This window comes from Sinorhizobium numidicum (genome assembly GCF_029892045.1).
GTDB lineage: Bacteria > Pseudomonadota > Alphaproteobacteria > Rhizobiales > Rhizobiaceae > Sinorhizobium > Sinorhizobium numidicum.
This window is the reverse complement of record NZ_CP120368.1, coordinates 2,681,609-2,704,334: the sequence shown is the minus strand read 5'-3', so window position 1 is coordinate 2,704,334 and position 22,726 is coordinate 2,681,609. Positions and strand designations below refer to the sequence as shown.

Here is a 22,726-nt window from a genome sequence, read left to right as displayed (position 1 = left end):
ATAAAGGAGAGGAGCGGTCAAGCTCTTGACGCTTATCCGAACGAGTTCAGGCGGCTTCGGCTTGAATGCCGTTGCTGTGCGCGCAATATTGCTTCCGATCCCTTCTGCATGTCGTCAACGGGTGAGTTTCCGATGAGTGACAATGACGTTGCCGCAAAACGGAAAACCAAGACGAAGCCGAAGCTCGAGCGGCCGAGGCTTTACAAGGTCATTCTCGTCAACGACGACTACACGCCACGCGAGTTCGTCGTCATGGTGCTGAAGGCCGTGTTCCGGATGAGCGAGGAGGCCGGTTATCGGGTGATGATGACGGCGCACAAGCTCGGCACCTCGGTCGTCGTGGTCTGCGCCAGGGACATCGCCGAAACCAAAGCGAAGGAGGCGACCGATCTAGGCAAGGAAGCAGGCTTTCCGCTGATGTTCACGACCGAGCCGGAGGAGTGAAGCTCAGGCGATGCCCTACTTGGTACGAGCAAGGCGGCCTGGAACGATATCATGAGTGACCTGACCATTCATGCGGCGTGGGTCCTGGTGGCCACCTTCACGCTCGCGTTTGTCTATGAGCTTTACCGCGCCACGGCGAAGGCCGGGGTTTCGAGGCACGATTCGTTGCGGGTGTTCGCCCAACAGGGCCTCGGCTGGCGTCTGTCCGGCTAGTCGTCCTTCGCGCCGAACATCTTCTTCAGCATGTCGGCCAACGGGCCGGTCGTCGGAAGTTTTTTCGGCTGGGCCGCGTTCCGGGCCTGGTGAACGTGGGATTGCGCGGTCTGCTTCTTCGGCGTCGTCGGCTTTTCCGCCTCCGGCTTGCTGCCGGTTGCAAGCGCGATCTTGTTCATGAGCTGCGAGTCCTCACCCTTGACCAGCATGCCGGCATTGTCGGCAAGCGTGTCTAGGAGGGGCGAAAGCCAGGCCTGGTCTGCCTTGGCGAAATCGCCGAGCACATGGGCATGCACGAGGTCCTTGACGCCGGGATGGCCGATGCCGAGCCGCAGGCGGCGGTATTCCTTGCCGCAATGGGCGTCGATCGACTTGATGCCGTTGTGTCCGCCGTGACCGCCGCCGGTTTTGATCCGCGCCTTGCCGGCAGGCAGGTCCAGTTCGTCATAGATGACGACGATGTCTTTGGGTGAAAGCTTGTAGAAGCGCATGGCTTCGCCGAGGGCTTCGCCGGAAAGATTCATGAAGGTCTGCGGCTTCATCAGCAGCACGCGCTCGCCGCCGATCTCGCCTTCGGCGATCTCGGACTTGAACTTCTTCGACCAGGAGGAGAAGCCGTGGCGCCGCTGGATGGCATCGACCGCGATGAAGCCGATATTGTGGCGATTGCCGGCATATTTGGAACCTGGATTGCCAAGTCCAGCGATGATCAGCATGTCGCCAACTCCCTCGATGGTTTCTGGTTCGCAAGGGCGTGAGACGTTTTTGCCCCGCCTCCGCCCCTCATTCGGCCTGCCGGCCACCTTCTCCCCACAAATGGGGAGAAGGTCCGGGTGAGGGGCGATCCGCGTCCCGTTGCTTCAACCCAAAATCATCGCGGTCCGGGGAAGTCAATCCTTATTTCGCGGCCTGTTCGATCCTGTTCGGCCGCAGACCGTAGCGCTCGAATATCCGGTCCTGCGTGCCGTCGGCGATCAGGCGGTCGAGTTCGGCTTGCAGGCGGGCGATGGTTTCATCCGGCATGTCCCTGTGGCAGGCAATGCCGTATTGCTTGCCCTCCAGCACCAGCGCCGCCTCGACCGGTCTGCCTGCGGCCTGCATGCTCTCGAAGGTCTTTTCCGAAGTCATCACCAGATCGACGCGGCCGGCAATCAGCTTCTTGACCGTGGAGTCGAGGTTGGCCGCATAATCGATTTTTTCGAAGCCGTGTGTCTTCAGATAGGTGGCGGAGAAGTCTTCGCGCTGTGTTCCGATGACGAACTCTTTTGCTTCGTCGATCGTCCGTGGCGCGATGGCGGAGTCTCTGTGGCGCACCATGATCATGTGATCGACAAGAAGCGGCTCGATCCATTTGAACTTCCGGTCCCGCTCGGCGTCATGGCCGGTGGTAAAAACGCAATGGAGGGATTGGCTTTCGGCAAGTGTGAAGGCGCGCGCCCAAGGCAGAACCTCGATGTCGTAAGGGAGATCGAGTGCCTTCATGATCAGGGCGACCTGTTCGACGGACGCGCCGTTCGCGCCGCCGGCGGTGGAGAAATTGTAGGGCGGATATTCCTCGGTGAGGAAGTGGATCGTCTCGGCGTGAGCGGTGGCGGAAAGACCGAGGAAGAATGCCAGGATGAGATGCTTCACGCCCATTTTTTCCTTTTCGGCCTATGCCGGACTGCTCGCCTTGGCCTCGGAATCATTTTCCAGCATGGTCAGCATCGCGGCGATCGGCATGGGCCGGCTGAAGAGGTAACCCTGGCCATTATCCACGCCGAGCTTGCGCAGGAGTTGCCACTGCTCCTTGGTCTCGACGCCCTCGGCGACGACCGCGCAGCCCATCTGGTGCGAAATGGTGCGAATGCCCTTGATGAGCATCCGGCTCTTGCGCCTGACATCGGTGGTGCCTGAACTCAGCGAGCGCGTGAAGGACTGGTCGACCTTGACGATGTCGACAGGGAAACGGTTGAGATAGCTCAGTGACGAATAGCCGGTGCCGAAATCGTCCAATGCGATACGGCAGCCGAACTCGTTGAGCTGCTTCAGGACCGCATGGACCTCCGGATTGTCGAGCATCAGCACCGCCTCTGTGATCTCGATGACGATGCGTTTCGGCGAAATATGATGCTTGAGCAGGAGCGCTGCCAGCTTGTGAGGCAGAGTGAGCTCAAATTGCAGGGGCGAGAAATTGACGGCCAGATAGGTGTCCTGGGTTCCATCCAGCGCCGATATGGCTGCAAGGTGGCGGATCGCCTTCTCCAGCACGCGCTCGCCGATGCGGCCGATCGTACCCGTTTCCTCTGCAATACCGACGATCTTGCCGGGCGGCATGAGGCCCTTTTCAGGGTGGTCGAGACGCATCAGCGCCTCGAAACCGATGATCCGGCCGTCGCCGAGGCTGACGATCGGCTGCAGCCAGGCCTCGAACCAACCCTCCTTCAGGCCGGCCTCGATGCATTGTTCGATCTCGTGGCGCTCGCGTGCGGTGTCGAGCATGCCCGCGTCGAACATCTGCAGACCGTTCTTGCCGTCATGCTTGCGCGCATACATGGCCATATCGGCCTTCAACAGGAGATCCGAGGCGCCGTCGGCATGCGTCGGGTAAACCGAGATGCCGACGCTGGCACTGACTGACAACTCATTGCCGGCAATCGGCATCGGCTCGCGGAGTGCGGCGCAGATCCGTTCGCCGACTTCGCTGGCGTGGGCGGCAATATCCAATCCCTGCAAAAGGATCGCGAACTCGTCGCCGCCGAGCCGGGACATCACGTCTCCCGGTTCGAGCGCCGCGCGGATCAGTTCGACCGTCTCACGGAGAACGGCGTCGCCGGCGGCGTGGCCGAAGTTGTCGTTGATCCATTTGAAGCGATCGAGGTCGATGAAGAGGCAAGCGAGCTGCATGCCGCATTCGTCGGCGCTGCGGATCGCATCGTCCAGCGCACTCTCGAAGCCCTGCCGATTGAGGAGCCCCGTAAGGTGGTCGGTGATCGCCTGCGCATGATTGCGGCTTTCCGCCTGCTTCAGCGCCGTGACGTCGGTCATGACGGAAAGCGATGTTTCGCCACCCCCGGCTGTCTCCGTTTCAAGGATCAGCACGGTCATGAATTCGCCGTCGGCCTTGCGGAAGGGCAGGGTGACTTCGCTGATCGTGTGATTTTCCGCGGCGGTCGTCTTTGACCGGAGGCGATAGGTTTCGTGCCAGTGCGGGTCGACGAAATCGATAAAGCTCCGGCCGATGACGTCGCAGCGGTTATACCCGGTCGCACGCAGCCAGTAGTCGCTGACGGCAGTCAGCCGATTCTCGCGATCGAGCGAGAAGAGCATCGCCGGCGTCAGATTGTAGATCTCAGTCGCTCGACCATGCGCGATCTTCAGTTCCGTCTCCTCGCGTTCCAACCGGTCCTGCATCTCGTTGAAGTTGGCGGCAAGCGCGCCCATTTCGTCGTCGGAGGTCCAGTCGACCCGGTGGCGCGACCCCAGGCGCCGTGTCGCCTCGATTGCGGCGGTCAACCGCATCAGCGGACGGATGACGGTGAAGCGGTTGCCGATCAGTGCGGCTGTGAAGACGATTGCAACGGCGAAGAGAAGGATGCCGAGGATCGCCCATTCATCCTTGTTGAAACGCGACAGGATGCCGGAGGTCGGAACGACGACTTCAAGTACGCCGACGGCCTTGGCGCCATCCACACCGTCATAGGAAATTGCGGATCTGAGCTGGCGACGTGCGGTTATGCTGCCGGCCCCCCCAGGCGGCAGCTGAGCGAGGATGCTTCCTCCGGCGTCGAAAATGGTGACGGCATGAATGTCGGTGGCGTTCCTCAGTGACCGCCCAATCCGCTCGATGCCGTCCTGATCGAAATCCCAGATGGGTTTGCCGAGCGCCTGGCCGCTCGCCTCCATCAGCAGTTCGATGTTCTGAAGCCTCTCTCGCGCGACGCGCTCGCTGGAAATCGTCAGGAACAGCGCGAGCAAAGGGACAACGAATACGAGCATTGCGCCGCAGACGATTGCAATAAACCTGCTCTCAACCGAGTGCATCATCGGCCCGCCCTGCCAGCAGGGGCTGTCGCTCTCTTCATGTTCGGATACTCTTGCACTGCCACCGATACGTTCCCCGGCTGCAGAACATCATCAAATCCTTAAATGTTGCTGAAACTGCACGCCGAGATTTCATGAAATGGCGGAGCCGGCTTTGCATGCGATATGGTTTCCGGAGTTGACACGCTGGAGCAGGGCAGAAAATGAAAACCCGCCCCATGCAACATGGAGCGGGTTGTTCTTGAGGCGGCAGTGCCGCTACAGCGCCATGCGTCTTTTCAGGCGCACAAGGTCGCTATAGCACTTTGAACTGCTGCGTATTTTTATCCTAAATCGGGTCCGATTTTAGGAAACATGCAGTAGCGGGGCTGTGAACCGCGATCACCGACCGGCGATCGCCGATTCATCAAGCGGAAATCAAGCTTCTGCTTCCCCCTCGGCTTCCGCTTCTTCCTCTTCCTTCACACCACCGGCCGGAGCGGCGATCGTAGCGATCGTGAAGTCGCGATCGGCGATGACCGGGGTCGCGCCCGCCGGGAGCTTGACGTCGGAAATGTGAATGCTGTCGCCGACCTTAAGGCCGGTGAGGTCAACGCTCAGGAACTCCGGAATGTTGTCGGCAGAGACGCTCATCTCGACGTCGTGACGAACGATGTTGAGAACGCCACCCTGCTTGAGGCCCGGGGACTTCTCTTCGTTTTCGAAGTGAACCGGAACCTGGACCGAAACCCGGCTGTCCTTGGTGACACGCAGGAAGTCGACATGCATTGTGAAGTCACGGACCGGATCCAACTGATAGTCCTTCGGCAGGACGCGGATCTTCTCGCCGTTGACGTCGATGACGGCGACGGTGGTCATGAAACCGCCGGCGTGGATCTTCATCGTCACGTCCTTGGTGGAGAGTGCGATGGAAAGCGGGGCCTGCTTGTCACCGTAGATGACAGCCGGGATAAGACCGTTGCGGCGAAGTTCACGGGAGGACCCCTTACCAACCCGTTCGCGCGTCTCGGCCTTGAGCTCGTAAGTTGTTTGGCTCATGGATAGACCTTTCTGGTTATTTGGAGAGTTCGTCCGTCAAAAGCGGAAAAACCTGAAGCCGCCGATGGCGGCTTCATCCGCGTTGCCTCCAAGGGTGTCTGCGCGGACGCGCGGTGCATAGCGGAGAACGGCTGGAAATGCAAGGCGCGCAGCCGCTCAGGCCTTTTTCCGGGTAGACCGGGAAAGTGCGAGCATGAGCCCGCCGGCGAGCAGCCCCCAAAAGGCGCCGGAAACGCCGCCGAAACTGACGCCCGAAGCGGTGACGAGGAAGGTGATCGCGGCCGCTTCGCGGGTATTCGCCGCGGTGAAGGCAGCCATTGCGGAGCTTGCAAAGGCGCCGATGAGCGCAAGGCCGGCAACGGCCTCGATCAGAACCGGCGGGGCGAGACTGACAAAGGTGGTGACGGCACCGGCAAGCAGGCCGAAAACGATATAGGCGATGCCGGCGTTGATCGCCGACCAATAGCGGCGGCTACGGTCGGGATGGGAATCGGCGCCGGCGCACATTGCCGCGGTGATCGCCGCCAGATTGACTGCATGACCGCCGAAAGGCGCGCTCAGCATCGAGAAGAGGCCGGTTGCTGCGAAGAGGGGGCCGGGGTTCGGGTGATAGTCGTTGACCTTCAACACGGCGATGCCGGGAATGTTCTGTGATGCCATGGTCACGATAAAGAGCGGCAGCGCGATGCTGACCATGGCCGCCGTATTGAAGACTGGGGAGACGAATTCGGCTTTGGGAACCAGCGCCGAGGAGAGTTCGGCAAATGCGCCAGCCGGCATTTCGATGCCGAAGGCGATCACGAGGGCGAAGGCGAGGAGTGCGGCGGGTACGGCATAGAGCTTGTTGATGCTGCCGACGATTGCCCAGGCGAGAACGATCGGCAGGCCGAAGAGCGGATTGAAGGCGATCGCCTTCACCGGTGCGAAACACAGGCTGATCAGCACGCCGGCAAGCATCGCGTTCGCGAGCGCCGGAGGAATGGAGGAGACCAGTTTGCCGAGCGGCTTCCAAAGCCCGGCGATGACGATCAGCAGGCCGCAAACGAGGAAGGCGCCGACCGCGGCATTGAATCCGCCCTCGATGGTTCCCGCCGTCGCGAGCAGGGCCGCGCCGGGCGTCGACCATGCAATGCTGACGGGAAGGCGCGTGACGACGCTGATGGCGATCGCGCAGATGCCCATCGAAATCGAAAGCGCCATCAGGCCCGAAGCTGCCTGAGTCTCGGTCGCTCCGACGCCCGCAAGGCCGTGCAGGATGACCGCGAAGGAGCTTGCGAAGCCGACAAAGGCGATCAACAGACCCATGAAGAGGCTTTGAACGGAAAAGTCACGAAGCATGGCGGGCAACCGGAGTTTGCGGGCGGATGTTGCGGGCGAGTCGCAGCTAGTGCCCCGGAACCGAGTAGCACATCCAATGGATGTGTCGATACCGCCAGACTGATCTGTTCATGAACGCGGTTGATGGCACGACCTTCGTCTGGCTGGACCTTCCGCGCGACCGATGCCTATAGTGGCAGCCGAGTCAGGTATGCCGAACCGGGAGATCAGGCAAAGCTGTTTCCGCCGGAGGACGCTTTTAGGGAGGGAGCGAATGCCAGCAGCAGTGGACCATTCGGAACACGTCTACCGGATCGCGCATCAGCCCTCGGCCGCCGTCAGCTCGCCGGTCGCTGCCTCCTGGCGACGCTGCATGACCCTTCACGGGCTGGCACCGGAGGAATCACGCTCGCCTTGGCGACTGACGGAGAGCGAATTTCACCAGGCACGGGAACGCTCGGGCGCTTTGATCTCGGAAGCCGCGAGCGAGCTTGACCGGCTCTTCGCCGCCGTCGGCAAGGCCGGATGCTGCCTCCTCCTGACCGACGACAAAGGAGTTGCGCTCGAGCGCCGCGGCGCGACCGGCGACGATGCGGATTTTCGCGGCGTCGGCCTCTGGTCGGGCACGGTATGGAGCGAAGCAAGCGTTGGCACCAATGGCATCGGCACGGCGCTCGCCGACGAGCGCGCCGTCGTCATCCAACGCGACCAGCATTTCCTGAGCCGCAATATCGGGCTCAGTTGCGCGACGGCCCCGATCCGCGATGAAACCGGGCGCCTTGCTGCTGCGATCGACGTTTCCACCTGCCGCGACGACACATCGGAGGCAACGCTTTCTATTCTTTCCCAGGCCGTTCGTGACGCCGCCGGCCGTATCGAGGCCAACCTGTTCCGGCGCGCCTTCGGCGGCGCACGCATCGTGCTCGTTCCGGTCGACCGGCCGGGCCCGGCGCTGCTCGCGGTCGACCGCGACGATCTCGTTCTCGGCGCCACGCGAGCCGCGCGGCAATGGCTCGGCCTCGACGACAAGCGCATTGCCGGCGGCGTTCCTGCTTCCGACCTCCTTCAGGAAGAGGCCGCAGGAGACGGAGGCGAGTTGCCCGACGCAGAGCGGGCGGTCCTGCGCCGCGTCCTGTCACGCGCCAACGGCAATGTTTCGAAGGCGGCCGATCTTCTCGGCATCAGCCGTGCGACGCTCTACCGCAAGATGAAGCGGCTTTCGCTCAGCTGAGGCAGTGCTGCAGGCGCGGGAATAAGGGAAATGCCCCTCACCTAACCCTCTCTCCGCAGGTGGGGAGAGGGAATGCTGACTGACGTAACGAAGGTCGAGCGGCTACGGCAGGTCCTTCTCCCCGCGCGGGGAGAAGGACGCGGCAGCGGGGTGCGGGACGGATGCCGGCGAAAACCCACGATTTTCTCCACCCTATTGCTGCATTGCACCATCGTCGTCGAGCCGAACCTGTCTCATTTCTGAAACAGATCGCGCTTCTGGCCGCAGGGCCGCCCTATCGGAAATCCGCATTCGGCCTCACGCTTCCTTCCACAGCAAATCGGAACGCTGTTTTTCCAGGGAGGAAGCCATGTTGCACCAGAAGATCGTCGAGAACCCCTATAAGCAAAAATACGGAAACTTCATCGGCGGCGACTGGCGCGAGCCCGTCGCCGGCCGCTACTTCGAGAACACTACACCGATTACCGGCGGCACCCTTTGCCAGATCGCCCGCTCGGATGCGGCCGATGTCGAGCTCGCGCTCGATGCGGCCCATTCCGCCCGGGAGAAATGGGCGCGGACCTCGACGACGGAGCGTTCGAACATCCTGATGAAGATTGCCGCCCGTATGGAGGACAATCTCGAGCTCCTGGCGCGGGCAGAGACCTGGGATAACGGCAAGCCGATCCGCGAGACGATGGCTGCCGACATTCCGCTGGCGATCGACCACTTCCGCTATTTCGCCGCCTGCATCCGGGCGCAGGAAGGTTCGATAGGCGAGATCGATCACGATACGGTCGCCTATCATTTCCACGAACCGCTCGGCGTCGTCGGCCAGATTATTCCCTGGAACTTCCCGATCCTGATGGCCGCCTGGAAGCTTGCGCCGGCTCTTGCTGCAGGAAACTGCGTCGTACTGAAGCCCGCCGAGCAGACACCGGCCTCCATCCTCGTTTGGGTCGAACTCGTGGGCGACCTCCTGCCGCCGGGCGTGCTCAACATCGTCAACGGCTTCGGCCTCGAAGCCGGTAAGCCGCTGGCGACCAGTCCGCGCATCGCCAAGATCGCCTTCACCGGCGAGACGACGACCGGGCGGCTGATCATGCAATATGCGAGCCAGAACCTCATCCCGGTGACGCTTGAGCTTGGCGGCAAGTCGCCGAACATCTTCTTCGCGGACGTGCTCAATGAGGACGACGACTATTTCGACAAGGCGCTCGAAGGTTTTGCCATGTTCGCGCTCAACCAGGGTGAGGTCTGCACCTGCCCGAGCCGCGCGCTCATCCAGGAAAGCATCTATGATCGTTTCATGGAGCGGGCGGTAAAGCGGGTAGAGGCGATCCGTCAGGGCAATCCGCTCGACCAGGCGACGATGATCGGAGCGCAGGCCTCAGGCGAACAGCTCGAAAAGATCCTCGCCTATATCGACATCGGCAAACAGGAAGGCGCCGAGGTGCTGACCGGCGGCAGCCGCAATGTACTCGAAGGCGACCTTGCCGGTGGCTACTACGTCAAGCCCACCGTGTTCCGCGGGCACAACAGGATGCGCATCTTCCAGGAAGAGATCTTCGGGCCGGTCGTGTCGGTGACGACCTTCAGGACCGAGGCCGAGGCGCTGAAGATTGCCAATGATACGCTTTACGGCCTCGGCGCCGGTGTGTGGAGCCGTGACGCAAACCGCTGCTACCGCTTCGGGCGCGAGATCCAGGCGGGCCGCGTTTGGACCAATTGCTACCATGCCTATCCGGCGCACGCCGCCTTCGGCGGCTACAAGCAATCCGGCATCGGCCGCGAGACACACAAGATGATGCTCGACCACTACCAACAGACCAAGAACATGCTGGTGAGCTACAGCCCGAAAGCGCTCGGCTTCTTCTGATACCGCGCCGGTTCTGCCGGCGATCCACCCGGCGGGCTCCCGGTATCGCATCGGGGGCCTGCTGCTTGTGAGATAAGGAGATAGCAATGACGAACGAAGGAGGAGAGCCGCGCGTACTCGCGACCGACGCGGCGATCGGCCTGATCCGCGAGATCCGTCGCGACCATCCGGACATACTTTTTCATCAATCGGGCGGCTGCTGCGACGGCTCGTCGCCCATGTGCTATCCGGCAGACGACTACATCGTCGGCGACAACGATGTGAAGCTCGGGGAGATCGACGGCGTGCCGGTCTATATCAGCGCCAGTCAATTTGATGTCTGGAAGCACACCCAAGTCATCATCGATGTCGTGCCGGGCAGGGGCGGGATGTTCTCTCTCGACAATGGTCGGGAGAAACGCTTCCTGACGCGATCACGCCTCTTCGGCGGTGAAGCTTGCGCTTTGCCGCCGCGGGGCTGATCCGCCGCGCGCCGCTGCGTTCCCTTTTTGTTCGTTTGGTGCTATCGCTGATTATCTTCAATCGCGAGGAGAGGCGGACATGGCGAACCAGACGAGCAAGCATCAGGCATTCCGCGCATTGCATGCGCGTCCGGGGGCTTTTGTGATCCCCAATCCGTGGGATGCCGGTTCTGCGCGCATTCTCGCGGCGCTGGGTTTTGAGGCCTTGGCTACGACGAGTGCTGGATTTGCCTTTTCCATCGGGCGGAGAGATTCCGCGGCGGCTCTTTCGCGTGAGGCTGTTTTGCAGAATGCCCGGAGTATCGTTGGAGCAACCGATTTACCTGTTTCCGCCGATTTGGAGGACGGCTTCGGTGCGGATCCCGAGTGTTGTGCCGTAACGATTTCCTTAGCGGCGGAGGTTGGTCTTGTCGGGGGTTCGATTGAAGACGCCACTGGCGACCCCGCCGATCCCGTCTTCGAGTTTAATTTAGCCGTGGAACGCGTTGCCGCCGCGGCAGAAGAGGCCCGCAAGCACCCCTTCATTTTGACCGCCCGGGCAGAGAATTTCTTGCATGGGCGGCTCGATTTGGACGACACGGTCCGGCGTCTTCTTGCATTCGAAGAGGCCGGGGCGGATGTCCTTTACGCCCCGGGGTTGCCAAGTCTCGAAGCAATCCGGACGGTCTGCTCTTCGGTCAATCGACCGGTCAACGTCGTTATGGGGCTCGCCGGGCAAACTTTTACGGTCAAACAACTGCAGGAACTGGGTGTAAAGCGCATCAGTGTCGGTGGCTCCTTTGCGCGGGCGGCCCTTGCAGGGCTCATGCGCGCGGCACGGGAAGTCAAGGAGCACGGCACCTTCACATATTCCAGGGACGCAATGCCTGCCGGAGAGGCCGCGTCCTATATGCTGGACGTAAAAAGATAATTGAACGGCAGCATAAACGCGACCAGCGCCCATGCCCGAAAGATGGCAGGATTTCGCTTGAAACGAGCTCAGTCGAGGCTCGAAACCGATTCCTCCCACTGCATGTTCCTTAAATCGGAGCCGATTTAAGGACAAAAACATGCAGCAATTCAAAGTGCTACAGCGATCTTTGTGCATCTGAAAAGACGCACGACGCTGTCATCGTTGCCTTGCCGATTGGGGCTGCGTTAGAGATCATCCGGAGGTTCTGCCGCCACACAACCTGTCCGACAAACGAGGAGGCATGACATGCAGTACGCAACGCTCGGGAATACTGGTCTGGTGGTTTCGCGCCTCGCCTTCGGCGCAATGACATTCACCGCGGGAGACCGCAGTATCGGCGCCGTCTACAAGACGGATGCGGAAGCTGCCGATGCGCTTGTCCGGCGGGCACTCGACGCCGGCATCAACTTTTTCGATACGGCTGATGCCTACGCGTCCGGTCAATCGGAGCGGATCCTCGGGGAGGCGCTGAGGAAGCGTCGCGACGAGGTGGTGATCGCCACCAAGGTCGGTTTTCGCACCGGCATGCCACTTACGCAGGCGGGGCTCTCCCGTCGTCATATCCTGTGGTCGGTCGAGCAGAGCCTCAAGCGTCTCGGCACCGACTGGATCGATGTCTACATCGCCCACAAGGAGGATCCTTATACGCCACTCGAGGAAACCTTGTCGGCGCTGGATGAGGTCGTGCGTTCCGGCAAGGTGCGCTATATCGGCTTTTCGAATTGGTCGGCCTGGAAAGTGGCGGCAGCACTCGAGATCCAGAAGGCGGGCGGTCTCGCGCACTTCACTCATGGCCAAATGCATTATTCGTTGGTCGGTCGCGATGTCGAGCGCGACGTGATCCCGATGATGCAGCGCTACGGGTTGGGGCTCACCGTCTGGAGCCCGCTCGCCTCCGGCTTCCTCTCCGGCAAATATACCCGCGAAAATCTCGGCGATCCGGACAACCGCTATTCGGGTTTTGACATTCTGCCCTTCGACAAGGAACAGGGCTTCCGTCTCGTCGAGCGCATGCGCACGGTCGCCGATGCGCACGGGGCGAGCGTGGCGCAGGTGGCGATTGCCTGGCTGCTGGCAAAGGAGGCGGTGACGAGCGTGTTGCTTGGCGCCTCCAAGCCGCATCAGCTCGAAGACAATCTTGGCGCAGTGGGACTCGGGTTGATGGAGAGCGAGATTTCGACGCTCGATGCCGAGACCGTGCTTGCGTCGGTCTACCCGAACTGGTTCATCGACAATCTCGCCGATCAGCCGCTGGCGCAGGCTCTTGCCGGTAAGCGGCAATAGGCCAACACACCGGTCGCATGCCGCTTCAGTCGAACAGGCTCGAAACCGATTCTTCCTGGCTGGTGCGGCTGATCGCTTCGCCGATGAGGCCTGCGGTCGAGATCACCCGGACGTTGTGCGCCGATTGCACCGCCGTCGTCGGCTGGATCGAATCGGTGATGACCAGTTCCTTCAGCATCGAGGAGGTGACGCGGGCGACCGCGCCGCCGGACAGAACGCCATGGGTGATGTAGGCGGTGACGCTGGTGGCGCCGTTCTTGAGGAGCGCTTCAGCGGCGTTGCAGAGGGTGCCTCCGGAATCGACGATGTCGTCGATGAGGAGGCAATCCTTGCCGTGAACGTCGCCGATGACGTTCATGACTTCCGATTCACCCGGACGATCACGGCGCTTGTCGACGATTGCGAGCAGACAGTCGAGTCGCTTGGCGAGGGCTCGGGCGCGCACGACGCCGCCGACGTCCGGCGAGACGACCATGACGTTCTTCAAGTCGTAGTTCTCCTTGACATCGCGCGCCAGGATAGGAACGGCGTAGAGATTGTCGGTCGGGATGTCGAAGAAGCCCTGGATCTGGCCGGCATGAAGATCAAGGGTGAGGACGCGGTCGGCGCCGGCTCTGGTAATGAGGTTGGCGACCAGCTTGGCCGAGATCGGCGTGCGGGGGCCCGGTTTGCGGTCCTGCCGGGCATAGCCGAAATAGGGAAGCACGGCGGTGATGCGGCGGGCGGAGGAGCGGCGTACCGCATCGATCATGATGAGCAGTTCCATCAGATGATCGTTGGTCGGGAACGAGGTGGACTGGACGATGAAGACGTCCTCGCCGCGAACGTTTTCGCCGATCTCGACGAAGATTTCCTGATCGGCGAAGCGTCTCACCGTGGCTTTGCCGAGGGGCAGGTTGAGATAGTTGCAGATCGCTTCGGCCAGCAGCCGGTTCGAATTGCCTGCGAAAACCTTCATTGACGGTCCGCCTTGAGCTGGCGCGGTTACCGTCCGGGGCCAGTCCGGGGCGGTTTGTCCACGCAGATTCCGTGAGCCATTCCGATCGCGGGCAATCTTTGCGGATGGCCGCCATTCAGAGCTGATCGGCCGCTTTTTAGCGTCCTTGAACTTGAATGCAAGGGGAATGCTGCGCCGCAGCGGTCATTATCCTAAAATCTTTGCGTCAACCGGGCCAAGATCACGATGATTTTGGTCGACCGCCAAAATCTTAGAAGGTGATCGATTCTAGAAAGTTTAGAGCGGATGCGGGCGAAAAACCGCGCACACTTTTCCTCATCCCGCGCTAGCTCGACGCCATTCGAGATAGGCTTCGATGGTCTTGCTGGCGATTGCCTGCATCGTCTCCGGGGGAACGGCGCTCCATGGATCGGCCGCCGTGTTCGCAACCGTGTCTTGTCCTTGGATCCTGTGCAGCCTGTTGCCGCTGCCGTCGAGAATGTCCCAGACATAGACGACCGTCGTTTTGCCGCCGTCATTGAGCGCGGAGAAATAGCCTTTGAGAATATGGTCGCTCGTGGTGTCCGTGGAGCTCTTGATCGGCAGTCCCTCAGCCCGGGCCGCGGCGCCGAGCTGCTTTGAAAGCGGCGTCACCGCCTGGACCGGCGCGCCGATGATCGGCAGGAACCGGATGCCGCCGGAACCGGCTGCGGCCGGCGATGCGGCGGCTTGTTTCGTCTCTTCCGGCTCAGTCGCCGTCGCTTCCCCAACGGCAGGCTGCCCGCTGACGGCGCCGTCTTGCGCCGTCTCGCTCGGCGTCTGCTCGCTCTCAGCCTGCCTGTTCTGAACTGGCGCCTCGCCCTGCGCAAGCCGCCTCGCCTGGCCTTCCAGCGTGCCGGCGGGATCCGTGTAATCGACGTCGCCGGTCGCGTATTGCGGCGGCGGGCTGGCAATGTTCGGCTGTGCCGAGAAGGCAGCCGTGCGGCCCGGTGGGACGCTCTCTACCGGCATCACAGCAGTTTGCGTGGACATGGCGTCGAGATCGGACTGCGTCACCGGGGGCGAGCGGAAGGTTCCTCCGCCGACATCCACCTGCGGTATCAGCGCATCCGTGCTGTTGCAGCCTGCAACTGCCGCAGCAAGACCAAGGCTTGCGACAGGCATGATCAGCTTTCGCATCGTTCCCACCGTCCGTCTCGACTCTACACACGGAGCGGAACCTTGGCGGAAAACCGCCGGGCACGTCCTCACTCCGCTGGAAAGCATAGGACGATTTCGTTACGCAGAAATGAAGTCCAGTCCGTAGCGTGAGAGCGCCCGCGGCGTATCGGCCGTCGTGAGATAGGTCTGGCCGAGCGTCATGGCCGTTCCGGTGTCCGAGTCCATGATGATCATGTGCACGAAGAGCGACATGTCGGGCTCGATCTCCTGCGGATTTCCAACATGGAACATCTGATGCTCCATCCAGGACGGCGAGAAGCGCGCGCCAAGTGAATAGCCGCAGGCATTCAAACGGTGGCGGGCGAGGCCGCGTTCGTCCATGATCTTGGCGTGAACGTCAAAAACCGTGCCGAAGGTGTTGCCGGGTCGAAGCACCATTTCGATCGCCTGGATCGTCTCGCGGCAGGCGCTGTAGAGTTCTCGATGGCGGTTGGTGGGCTCGCCGATCACGATCGTGCGCATCATCGCCGCATGATAATGGGCGCTGACGCCGGCCCACTCCAGCGTCAGCTGGTCGTTGGGATCGAGCGTGCGCCGGCCCGCCTTGTAGCGGCAGAGCAGGGCGTCCGCGCCGGAGCCGATGATGAATTCGTTGGCCGGATAGTCGCCTCCGCCGGCAAAGACCGCGCCCTGCATGGCCGCGAGAATATCGGCCTCGCTGCCGCCAGGACTGATCAGCGGTAGTGCGGCCTCCAGCGCCGCGTCGGCAAGGCTCGCCGCCTTTTCGACATGGGCGATTTCCGCCGGGCTCTTGATCAAACGAAGGCGGCTTACGAGCAGCGATGCGTCGATGAGTTCGCCGAAGGTGGAGAGCTGATGGTCGACAAGGCGCGCCGTTCGGCCGGTCATGCCATGAGTGTCGTATTCGACGCCGATGCGGCAGCCGAGAAGATCAAGTTCGCTGAGCAGGTTCTTGAGGTCCATGGCCGGGTCGGCATTCACCCGATCCACCCAGATTTCGATGCGCTCGATATTGGATGTGTGACGCGCCTGGCGCAGGTCGGCCGAGCGCGTGAGCAGCACCATGGAACCGTCCTTCTTGACGACCAGCGTCTGGAAGAAGCAGTAGCCGAAGGTGTCGTATCCGGTCAGCCAGTACATGCTCTCCTGCGCAAAGAGGAGCATGGCGTCGAGCTTTTCCTCCTGCATCTTGGCCGTGAGCCGTGCGAGGCGGGCCGCATATTCCTCTTCGGCGAAGTGAAGCGCCATATCAAACCTCCCGTATGCAAATCGCGGATATCTGCCGGCCGTAGTCGGGTTCCCGCCTGTGCGTGGTGCGGCGGTAGGAGAAGAAGCGTTCCTCGTTCGCATAGGTGCAGATGTCGAGATTTTCCGCCGCCACCCCTGCCTCAGCCAGCCGCCGGGTTGTAAGGCCCGGCAGATCGAACATAGCATGGCCGTTTCGTCCGGACGGACTGAAGAACGACGCGTAGCTGTCGTCGGCCGCGAGGAAGCGATCGACGAATTCGGCGCCGACCTCGTAGTGCTGCCGGCTGATCGAGGGGCCGAGGCAGGCGATGATCCGCTCGCGGTGTGCCCCGATCGAAATCATCGCCTCGATCGTGCTTTCGAGGATGCCGTCGAGTGTTCCCTTCCATCCGGCATGGGCGGCGCCGATCACGCCTGCTTCCGGATCGGCGAAAAGGACCGGCCCGCAGTCTGCGGAAAGGACGCCAAGGACGATGCCGGGCGTCGCGGTTACCAGTGCGTCGGCGTCCGGCCGCGAGCCGTCATAGCTGCCGTCCACGACGACCGCGTCCGGCGAATGAACCTGATGCACGGTGGCGAGGCGCCGCGGCTCGGCATGGAACCAGCGGGCGACCCGGGCACGGTTTTCGCTGACGCGTTCCCGGTCGTCATTGGAGCCGAGGCCGACATTCAGGCCGCGATAGATGCCCTCCGACACGCCACCCTCGCGGGTAAAATAGCCATGCGCAATCGCTGGGCCCACCTTGGCACCGAAGAGCGGGCTCTGCACAGGGGAAAGCGAGGCATCGTCCTGCATTCGGTGTTCACGCCCTTGTATTTTCTAAGCTTCATTGGAATTGAGGGCGCGTCCGGCCCGGTGATTTGCGGCTGATTTGCCGGCGTGATGTTGACCCGGCGTGCCGGGCCTGTCAATCGCCGAGCGGCTGCCAGGTTCCGAACTCCTTCCAAAACGGGCGTTGCATCTTGTTCCAAAGTTGGCACGAAAGGCGGGCGAAAATGCCACCCGCGTTCCCGTGTCTCGGAGCTATGGCGCCTTTTTTCGAAACGGCGCCAAAGCCACTTCGGGGCTGCTGACAACCAGCACCTTGAACAGCTCGCCCATCTTTCCGGCGCCGGCGCCTGCGAGCCGCTCGACATCGGCGCGGATGTTTTCCTGAGTCGCTTCATCCTTGCCGCGACCGAGGGCTGCGGCGCGTTGCAGAAGGCCGAGGCCGACGAGGAAGTCGCCTTGACGGGCAAGGCCGTTGACCTGCAGGCCTTCCGCCTTGGCCCGGCTTGCCAGTTGCTCGAAATCGACGTGGCTTGTCAGGTCCGCCCGGCCGGGATTTGCGAGCGGCGGGTCGTAGCGGTGCTCGCGGACGGCCTGAAGCGTCTCGCCGTAGCCGGTCGAGAGATGCCCGTAATCGATGATGATCGCCGTGCCGCCGCTCGTCCGAAGACGTTCGCAAAGAGCGGCCATTACCGCGTCGCGCGCCGGGGCGATCTCGAAGATCGTGCCCTCCGCGACCGATTGCGCCGGCGAGGGCAGAAGTGAGGGATCGATGCCGGCGACGCCGACGCCAAAACTCAATTGATCGTCGGCATCGAGCCCCACCACGCGCTCGCGGAAGCCCTCGGCGGTGCGAACGAACTGGCGGATCGGAATCGCGTCGAAAAGCTCGTTTGCCGCCAAGAGCAAAAAACCTGGGGGCAGGGTATCGAAACTTGCGTGCCAGTGCACCTTGCCGTCATGTTCTGCAAGGGTCTCTGCCTGGACTTGCTGCAGCCGTTCGCTGGTTTCCACCAGGTGCACCTCTGCCGAGCGGTAGAGGTCTGGCGCCAGGCGGCGAATGACGCGCAGCATGTCCGAGATCATCGTGCCGCGGCCAGGGCCGATTTCGGCGACGATCACATGCTCGGGCGAGCCGTGCTGCTGCCACGCGTGCAGCAGGAAAATGCCGATCATTTCGCCGAAGAGCTGGCTGATTTCCGGCGCGGTGATGAAATCGCCGGCCCGGCCGAAGGGTTCGCGTGCGTGGTAGTAGCCGTGCTGTGGGTCGGCGAGGCAAAGGGAAAAATAGTCGGTGACGCTGATCGGCCCATTGGCCTTGATCAGCGCCTTGATCTTGTCCGCGAGAGGATTCGTCATGCACCCGTCCAGTTAAGCGGCGGCTGCTGCGGCCCGGCGCGCCCTGGCAATGGCCCATATGCCAGCGAGCGCCATCGGCAAGGAAAGCAGCATGCCCATGGTCAGCCAGCCACCCGCCAGATAGCCGATCTGCGCGTCCGGTTCGCGGAAGAATTCGACGAAAATGCGGCTGGCGGCGTAGCCGCACACGAATATGCCGCAGATCAGGCCCGGCGTCTTCAACGCCTTGCGGCGAAATACGAGATAAGCGAGGACCGAGAGCAGCAGAATACCCTCGAGCGCCGCCTCGTAAAGCTGGCTCGGGTGGCGGGGGAAAGGTCCTCCGGTCGGAAAGACGATTGCCCACGGCATCGAAGACAGTCTGCCCCAGAGCTCGCCGTTGATGAAATTGGCGACGCGGCCGAAGAAGAGGCCGATCGGCACGACGGCGGCCACGACATCGAGCAGGCTCCAAATCGGAATGGCGTTCCTCCGGGCGAAGATGATGATCGCCAGCGTCGTCCCGAGAAGACCCCCATGAAATGACATGCCGCCGTTCCAGATCTCGATCGCCCGGATCGGATTTTGCAGGACCGAGCCGAGATCGTAGAAGAGAATATAGCCGACGCGTCCGCCGAGCACGATGCCCGCCGCCGCCCAGAGCAGGAAATCGTCGAGCTGCGTTGCGTTGAGCGCGGGCGTGCTGTCGCGCCAGAGCGCCTGGTTCTGAATGATGCGCCGGGCGTAGAGCCAGCCGAGGAGGATGCCGGCGACATAGGCCAAACCATACCAGTGCACGGCGAGCGGCCCGATCGTGAAGATGACGGGGTCGATTTCGGGGAAGGGGAGGATGGCGAGGCGGGTCGCGATTGTTTCCAAGGTTTTGTCTCGTGGGTCTTGCCTCGTGCCAGGCGATTGTTTTGGCCGGGCCGATTGTTTGGCGGAACATGGCGATCGAATTCGGCGGGGTCAAGCCGCCGTCATCGTCTTCAAGCCGCGCTCGCCGTTATTTTCCTTGCATCGTTTCCTCGAGGACCCTACCTGAAATCCATGGATCGCACCGCGCGTGACGCGCTGGCCGGAACGGAGATCAGGACGATGAGCACAGGAGCCAACCGCATTCTCGATGATTTTGCCAAGCTGATGACCGATGCCGCGGGCGCAGCCCAGGGTGTCCGGCACGAGGTAGAAACGGCGTTTCGAGCCCAGGCCGAACGGGCTCTGAACTCGCTCGATGTCGTCAAGCGCGAGGAATTCGAGGCCGTCAGGGAGATGGCCGTGAAGGCGCGCGAGGAAAATGAAGCGCTGCTTTCCCGTATCGCAGCGCTCGAGGCACGCCTCGCCGAGGTGGGCAAGTAAGATCGGCCGCGCTTTTTGCGGCCCTGTTTGCCCCGATGCCGATCCGCGCGGGCACGACCTTCAAGCGTGCCCGCCGCGGGGAGGCGTCGCCCGTGATGCTCGCGATTCCCGGTGTGGCGCGATGGCGGCGGAAAAACCACGTCGCACCCTCGTCGTTCCGGGTCCGAGTGTCAAAATCTCAAAAGTTTTCCACCTGTGGACACTGCCAAAAAAGCCTTATGGCAGAGTCGCTTAAGCATCCCTGCTGAATCGAAAACGCAAGCAGGGGTGCCGCTCTCCTCTGCAATTTTTCGGTTGAGGGGCTGGCAGGCTGACTCTGCCGTTATACACTGATTTTAAATGATGATTCGAAACGGATCACGCAAGCTCCGGGCAGGGTAAGTAAGCCAGGATGGCCGTGGGTCCAGCAATCATAGTGTGTCCGTATCCGGTATTGGGTTTGCAGTGTTGCGTCTTGCGAACGTGACTGCGTACGCCTGTGCCGCGCCTTTAGGGTGATGCATGAGCCTTTTGGAAATGGAAGTCGAGCGCCAGTCCAACCCGGTCGATATGATCGAGTTCGTCGCTGCCAACAATGACTGGTCGTTTGAGCGGTCCGGCGAAGACGAGATTGCCATGACGGTGGAGGGCAAGTGGGCGGACTATCACGTCTCCTTCTCCTGGATGGAGGAGTTCGAGGCGCTGCATCTCGCCTGTGCCTTCGATATCAAGGTGCCGGACAGTCGTGTAAACGAGGTTATCCGCCTGCTTTCCCATATCAATGGTCAGGTGTTGATGGGGCATTTCGATCTCTGGCGCCAGGAGGAAGTCGTCATTTTCCGCCAGTCCCTCCTGCTTTCAGGCGGTGCGGAACCTACGAACCAGCAGGTCGAAGTGCTATTATCGAGCGCGCTCGACGCCTGCGAATCCTATTTCCAAGCGTTCCAATTCGTCGTCTGGTCCGGCATGGATGCGCAGCGTGCGGTCGATGCGGTGCTATTCGAAACCGTTGGAGAGGCATGAGATGACCATAGCCCTTTCAGGCCCGATCGTTCTCGTCGGCGCCGGCAACATGGGCGGGGCGATGCTCGGCGGCTGGCTTAAGAGCGGCGTACGCGGCAGCGATATTCTCGTCATCGATCCGGGTCCGCCACCGGCAATGGCAAAACTGATCTCGGACAATGGCGTCAGCCATGCAACCTCCGCGCCCGAAGCCGTCAAGGCAGGCGTGATCTTCCTCGCCGTCAAGCCGCAGGTCATGGAGGCGGTGTTGCCGCCTCTGAAAGGTCTGGTCGGCCCTGAGACCGTGGTCGTATCCGTTGCAGCAGGCAAGACGCTCGCCTTCATCGAGCGCCACCTGGGCGACACCGCGACGGTACGGGCCATGCCCAACACCCCTGCCATGATCGGGCGTGGGGTCACGGGCGCTTTCGCCAACGCCGGCGTGACGAAAGCGCAGCGTGCGCTCGTCCACGATCTGCTGAAGGTCAGCGGCCCTGTCGAATGGCTGGCGACCGAGGCGGATATCGACGCTGTGACCGCCGTTTCCGGCAGTGGTCCGGCCTATGTTTTCTATCTCGTCGAGTGCATGGCAGAGGCCGGGCGCAAGGCCGGCCTCGAGGCGGACCTCGCCATGCGGCTTGCTCGGGAAACCGTCGCGGGGGCTGGTGAACTCCTGCATCAGTCCCCCGATGACGCCGCGCGACTGCGTCAGAACGTGACGTCTCCGGGCGGAACCACGGCTGCTGCACTCGCTATCCTCATGGCGGACGGCGGCATGCAGCCGCTCTTCGACAAGGCGATTGCCGCCGCACGCAAGCGTGCCGAGGAATTGGCTGGCTCCGCGTAGGATAATCCGGGCCAATGGCGAGATTACTCGAGGTTAGCCGCCAGCGGCCTGTCTCCGCGAATGCGCATCACGACGGGCGGTCTCCGTGTATCCGAACAAGAGCCGTAGCGCCGAGCGGATCGCCCAAAGACAGAATTGACCGATGGCGGCGCTGCGTTGGCGGCGTGCCAGCGCATGAAGCTGCAGGCTGTCCGGGATATCATCACGCCTCTGCTCGTTCATCGTTTTCACCTTTATGACCATTTGAGTTCAGAGAACGATACGGCCTGTCGTTGATCACGATAATCCATGTTATTTTCCGTTTATCTGTGACGAATCGGAATAGATGCGATGGACCGACAGGAGGTCATGGCGGTGTTTCTCGCCGTCGTCGAGGAGGGCGATTTCTCGGCGGCTGCCCGGCGAATGCGGATGACGCCGTCGGCTGTCAGCAAGATCATCGGGCGGCTCGAGGCCCGACTCGGCGTGCGCTTGCTCCAGCGCTCGACGCGCAGCATCAGCCTTACGGCGGAGGGGAACGCCTATGCGGAGTCGACCCGCCGCATCCTCAGCGACATGGAGGAGGCTGAACTTGCGATCCAGCCGGGCGCCGAGCCGCGCGGCCGGTTGCGCGTCAGTCTTCCGAGCGCCTTCGGCCATCGGCTGATTGTACCGATGCTGCCGGCCTTCATCGGGCGTTATCCGGCAATCGAACTCGAACTGGATTTCACCGACGCCGTCGTCGACCTCATGAACGGTGACGCGGATGTGGCGGTGCGGGTGGCGGCGCAAAGCGATTCCACGCTCGTCACGCGCCGCCTTGCCCCCAATCGGAGGGTCATTTGCGCGGCGCCCGAATACCTTGAGCGCCATGGTGTTCCGGAGAAGCCCGACGACCTCCTGCGGCATGTCTGTCTCGGCATTACCTCCCGCGGCGGCCTCAACGTGTGGGAGTTCGACGAAACCGGTGGTCGCCGGGCGATGCGCATCCGCAGTTCCATAGAGACTAATAGCACCGAAGCCCTGCGCCGGCTCGCGCTCGCCGGCATGGGGATCGTGCGGCTTTCGGAGATGCTCGTCGGGCCGGACATCAGAGCTGGCCGGCTGAAACCGGTGCTCACCGACTGCAACCGTGCGGAGGCCGAGCCGATCAGTGTGGTCTACCCGCACCGCCGATTCCTGTCGCCGCGCGTGCGCGTTTTCGTCGATTTCCTCGCCGAACAGTTTGCGCATCCGACGTGGACGCAGACTGCGCAGGTGTAAAG

Annotated in this window: 23 protein-coding genes; 12 read left to right on the top strand and 11 right to left on the bottom strand. The window is 62.1% G+C overall.

The window, feature by feature from the left end; all coding sequences use genetic code 11:
- Positions 1-132 precede the first annotated feature (132 nt).
- Together clpS and PYH37_RS24170 are read left to right on the top strand one after the other, a co-directional pair.
- Positions 133-444, top strand: coding sequence for an ATP-dependent Clp protease adapter ClpS (clpS, locus tag PYH37_RS24175; RefSeq protein ID WP_280733990.1), 312 nt, complete (start codon positions 133-135; stop codon positions 442-444).
- 51 nt (positions 445-495) lie between these two features.
- Entirely contained in the window at positions 496-657 is a 162-nt protein-coding gene (locus PYH37_RS24170; RefSeq protein ID WP_280733989.1) for a hypothetical protein, read from the top strand.
- Here the strand turns inward: PYH37_RS24170 and pth are convergent.
- From pth to PYH37_RS24145, 5 genes are all read right to left on the bottom strand, one after another.
- Entirely contained in the window at positions 654-1,373 is a 720-nt protein-coding gene (gene pth, locus PYH37_RS24165) for an aminoacyl-tRNA hydrolase (protein WP_280733988.1), read from the bottom strand. The genes PYH37_RS24170 and pth overlap by 4 nt on opposite strands.
- A 181-nt stretch (positions 1,374-1,554) precedes the next feature.
- Positions 1,555-2,295, bottom strand: a complete 741-nt coding sequence (locus PYH37_RS24160; RefSeq protein ID WP_280733987.1) for a substrate-binding periplasmic protein — start codon at positions 2,293-2,295, stop codon at positions 1,555-1,557.
- Between the two features lie 15 nt (positions 2,296-2,310).
- Positions 2,311-4,683, bottom strand: coding sequence for a putative bifunctional diguanylate cyclase/phosphodiesterase (locus tag PYH37_RS24155; RefSeq protein WP_280733986.1), 2,373 nt, complete (start codon positions 4,681-4,683; stop codon positions 2,311-2,313).
- A 414-nt stretch (positions 4,684-5,097) separates the two neighbouring features.
- A complete protein-coding gene (locus PYH37_RS24150; RefSeq protein WP_280733985.1) occupies positions 5,098-5,718 on the bottom strand; it encodes a 50S ribosomal protein L25/general stress protein Ctc in 621 nt (206 codons plus the stop codon).
- A gap of 156 nt (positions 5,719-5,874) precedes the next feature.
- Complete coding sequence (locus PYH37_RS24145; RefSeq protein WP_280733984.1) at positions 5,875-7,056, bottom strand: benzoate/H(+) symporter BenE family transporter; 1,182 nt, start codon at positions 7,054-7,056, stop codon at positions 5,875-5,877.
- Positions 7,057-7,309: 253 nt separating this feature from the next.
- On the opposite strand from PYH37_RS24145, the gene PYH37_RS24140 reads away from it, so the two are divergent.
- From PYH37_RS24140 to PYH37_RS24115, 6 genes are all read left to right on the top strand, one after another.
- Positions 7,310-8,266 (top strand): helix-turn-helix domain-containing protein, encoded by a 957-nt coding sequence (locus PYH37_RS24140; protein ID WP_280733983.1) that lies wholly within the window; start codon positions 7,310-7,312, stop codon positions 8,264-8,266.
- 72 nt (positions 8,267-8,338) lie between these two features.
- A complete protein-coding gene (locus PYH37_RS24135) occupies positions 8,339-8,509 on the top strand; it encodes a hypothetical protein (protein WP_280733982.1) in 171 nt (56 codons plus the stop codon).
- 106 nt (positions 8,510-8,615) lie between these two features.
- Positions 8,616-10,124, top strand: a complete 1,509-nt coding sequence (gene adh, locus PYH37_RS24130) for an aldehyde dehydrogenase (RefSeq protein ID WP_280733981.1) — start codon at positions 8,616-8,618, stop codon at positions 10,122-10,124.
- A gap of 86 nt (positions 10,125-10,210) precedes the next feature.
- On the top strand, positions 10,211-10,585 hold the full coding sequence (locus PYH37_RS24125; protein ID WP_280733980.1) for a DUF779 domain-containing protein: 375 nt from the start codon (positions 10,211-10,213) through the stop codon (positions 10,583-10,585).
- A gap of 79 nt (positions 10,586-10,664) precedes the next feature.
- The gene (locus tag PYH37_RS24120) at positions 10,665-11,495 is read left to right on the top strand and encodes an isocitrate lyase/PEP mutase family protein (protein ID WP_280733979.1); all 831 of its coding nucleotides are present in this window, start codon (positions 10,665-10,667) and stop codon (positions 11,493-11,495) included.
- 288 nt (positions 11,496-11,783) lie between these two features.
- The gene (locus PYH37_RS24115) at positions 11,784-12,821 is read left to right on the top strand and encodes an aldo/keto reductase (protein WP_280733978.1); all 1,038 of its coding nucleotides are present in this window, start codon (positions 11,784-11,786) and stop codon (positions 12,819-12,821) included.
- Positions 12,822-12,846: 25 nt separating this feature from the next.
- Here the strand turns inward: PYH37_RS24115 and PYH37_RS24110 are convergent, their stop codons facing one another.
- The 6 genes from PYH37_RS24110 to lgt all read right to left on the bottom strand — a co-directional run bounded on the left by PYH37_RS24110 (position 12,847) and on the right by lgt (position 19,174).
- Positions 12,847-13,779 (bottom strand): ribose-phosphate pyrophosphokinase, encoded by a 933-nt coding sequence (locus PYH37_RS24110; protein WP_280733977.1) that lies wholly within the window; start codon positions 13,777-13,779, stop codon positions 12,847-12,849.
- A 315-nt stretch (positions 13,780-14,094) separates the two neighbouring features.
- On the bottom strand, positions 14,095-14,937 hold the full coding sequence (locus tag PYH37_RS24105; RefSeq protein WP_280733976.1) for a hypothetical protein: 843 nt from the start codon (positions 14,935-14,937) through the stop codon (positions 14,095-14,097).
- A 99-nt stretch (positions 14,938-15,036) separates the two neighbouring features.
- Positions 15,037-16,188 (bottom strand): M24 family metallopeptidase, encoded by a 1,152-nt coding sequence (locus tag PYH37_RS24100; protein ID WP_280733975.1) that lies wholly within the window; start codon positions 16,186-16,188, stop codon positions 15,037-15,039.
- A gap of 1 nt (position 16,189) precedes the next feature.
- The gene (gene pgeF / locus PYH37_RS24095; RefSeq protein ID WP_280733974.1) at positions 16,190-16,984 is read right to left on the bottom strand and encodes a peptidoglycan editing factor PgeF; all 795 of its coding nucleotides are present in this window, start codon (positions 16,982-16,984) and stop codon (positions 16,190-16,192) included.
- Between the two features lie 228 nt (positions 16,985-17,212).
- Positions 17,213-18,316, bottom strand: coding sequence for a class I SAM-dependent methyltransferase (locus tag PYH37_RS24090; RefSeq protein WP_280733973.1), 1,104 nt, complete (start codon positions 18,314-18,316; stop codon positions 17,213-17,215).
- 12 nt (positions 18,317-18,328) lie between these two features.
- On the bottom strand, positions 18,329-19,174 hold the full coding sequence (lgt, locus tag PYH37_RS24085) for a prolipoprotein diacylglyceryl transferase (protein ID WP_280733972.1): 846 nt from the start codon (positions 19,172-19,174) through the stop codon (positions 18,329-18,331).
- 219 nt (positions 19,175-19,393) lie between these two features.
- Here lgt and PYH37_RS24080 point away from each other — a divergent pair, with 219 nt between their 5' ends.
- The 4 genes from PYH37_RS24080 to PYH37_RS24065 all read left to right on the top strand — a co-directional run bounded on the left by PYH37_RS24080 (position 19,394) and on the right by PYH37_RS24065 (position 22,724).
- On the top strand, positions 19,394-19,654 hold the full coding sequence (locus PYH37_RS24080; RefSeq protein WP_280733971.1) for an accessory factor UbiK family protein: 261 nt from the start codon (positions 19,394-19,396) through the stop codon (positions 19,652-19,654).
- Between the two features lie 501 nt (positions 19,655-20,155).
- The gene (locus tag PYH37_RS24075; RefSeq protein ID WP_280733970.1) at positions 20,156-20,656 is read left to right on the top strand and encodes a type III secretion system chaperone family protein; all 501 of its coding nucleotides are present in this window, start codon (positions 20,156-20,158) and stop codon (positions 20,654-20,656) included.
- A 1-nt stretch (position 20,657) separates the two neighbouring features.
- Positions 20,658-21,482, top strand: a complete 825-nt coding sequence (gene proC, locus PYH37_RS24070; protein WP_280733969.1) for a pyrroline-5-carboxylate reductase — start codon at positions 20,658-20,660, stop codon at positions 21,480-21,482.
- Between the two features lie 330 nt (positions 21,483-21,812).
- Positions 21,813-22,724 (top strand): LysR family transcriptional regulator, encoded by a 912-nt coding sequence (locus tag PYH37_RS24065; RefSeq protein WP_280733968.1) that lies wholly within the window; start codon positions 21,813-21,815, stop codon positions 22,722-22,724.
- Positions 22,725-22,726: the final 2 nt, after the last annotated feature.

Excerpts from the sequence above, each read along its gene's own strand:
- clpS (WP_280733990.1), top strand. The coding sequence starts at position 133 with ATGAGTGACAATGACGTTGCCGCAAAACGGAAAACCAAGACGAAGCCG.
- PYH37_RS24170 (WP_280733989.1), top strand. The coding sequence starts at position 496 with ATGAGTGACCTGACCATTCATGCGGCGTGGGTCCTGGTGGCCACCTTC.
- pth (WP_280733988.1), bottom strand. The coding sequence starts at position 1,373 with ATGCTGATCATCGCTGGACTTGGCAATCCAGGTTCCAAATATGCCGGC.
- PYH37_RS24160 (WP_280733987.1), bottom strand. The coding sequence starts at position 2,295 with ATGGGCGTGAAGCATCTCATCCTGGCATTCTTCCTCGGTCTTTCCGCC.
- PYH37_RS24155 (WP_280733986.1), bottom strand. The coding sequence starts at position 4,683 with ATGATGCACTCGGTTGAGAGCAGGTTTATTGCAATCGTCTGCGGCGCA.
- PYH37_RS24150 (WP_280733985.1), bottom strand. The coding sequence starts at position 5,718 with ATGAGCCAAACAACTTACGAGCTCAAGGCCGAGACGCGCGAACGGGTT.
- PYH37_RS24145 (WP_280733984.1), bottom strand. The coding sequence starts at position 7,056 with ATGCTTCGTGACTTTTCCGTTCAAAGCCTCTTCATGGGTCTGTTGATC.
- PYH37_RS24140 (WP_280733983.1), top strand. The coding sequence starts at position 7,310 with ATGCCAGCAGCAGTGGACCATTCGGAACACGTCTACCGGATCGCGCAT.
- PYH37_RS24135 (WP_280733982.1), top strand. The coding sequence starts at position 8,339 with ATGCTGACTGACGTAACGAAGGTCGAGCGGCTACGGCAGGTCCTTCTC.
- adh (WP_280733981.1), top strand. The coding sequence starts at position 8,616 with ATGTTGCACCAGAAGATCGTCGAGAACCCCTATAAGCAAAAATACGGA.
- PYH37_RS24125 (WP_280733980.1), top strand. The coding sequence starts at position 10,211 with ATGACGAACGAAGGAGGAGAGCCGCGCGTACTCGCGACCGACGCGGCG.
- PYH37_RS24120 (WP_280733979.1), top strand. The coding sequence starts at position 10,665 with ATGGCGAACCAGACGAGCAAGCATCAGGCATTCCGCGCATTGCATGCG.
- PYH37_RS24115 (WP_280733978.1), top strand. The coding sequence starts at position 11,784 with ATGCAGTACGCAACGCTCGGGAATACTGGTCTGGTGGTTTCGCGCCTC.
- PYH37_RS24110 (WP_280733977.1), bottom strand. The coding sequence starts at position 13,779 with ATGAAGGTTTTCGCAGGCAATTCGAACCGGCTGCTGGCCGAAGCGATC.
- PYH37_RS24105 (WP_280733976.1), bottom strand. The coding sequence starts at position 14,937 with ATGCGAAAGCTGATCATGCCTGTCGCAAGCCTTGGTCTTGCTGCGGCA.
- PYH37_RS24100 (WP_280733975.1), bottom strand. The coding sequence starts at position 16,188 with ATGGCGCTTCACTTCGCCGAAGAGGAATATGCGGCCCGCCTCGCACGG.
- pgeF (WP_280733974.1), bottom strand. The coding sequence starts at position 16,984 with ATGCAGGACGATGCCTCGCTTTCCCCTGTGCAGAGCCCGCTCTTCGGT.
- PYH37_RS24090 (WP_280733973.1), bottom strand. The coding sequence starts at position 18,316 with ATGACGAATCCTCTCGCGGACAAGATCAAGGCGCTGATCAAGGCCAAT.
- PYH37_RS24080 (WP_280733971.1), top strand. The coding sequence starts at position 19,394 with ATGAGCACAGGAGCCAACCGCATTCTCGATGATTTTGCCAAGCTGATG.
- PYH37_RS24075 (WP_280733970.1), top strand. The coding sequence starts at position 20,156 with ATGAGCCTTTTGGAAATGGAAGTCGAGCGCCAGTCCAACCCGGTCGAT.
- proC (WP_280733969.1), top strand. The coding sequence starts at position 20,658 with ATGACCATAGCCCTTTCAGGCCCGATCGTTCTCGTCGGCGCCGGCAAC.
- PYH37_RS24065 (WP_280733968.1), top strand. The coding sequence starts at position 21,813 with ATGGACCGACAGGAGGTCATGGCGGTGTTTCTCGCCGTCGTCGAGGAG.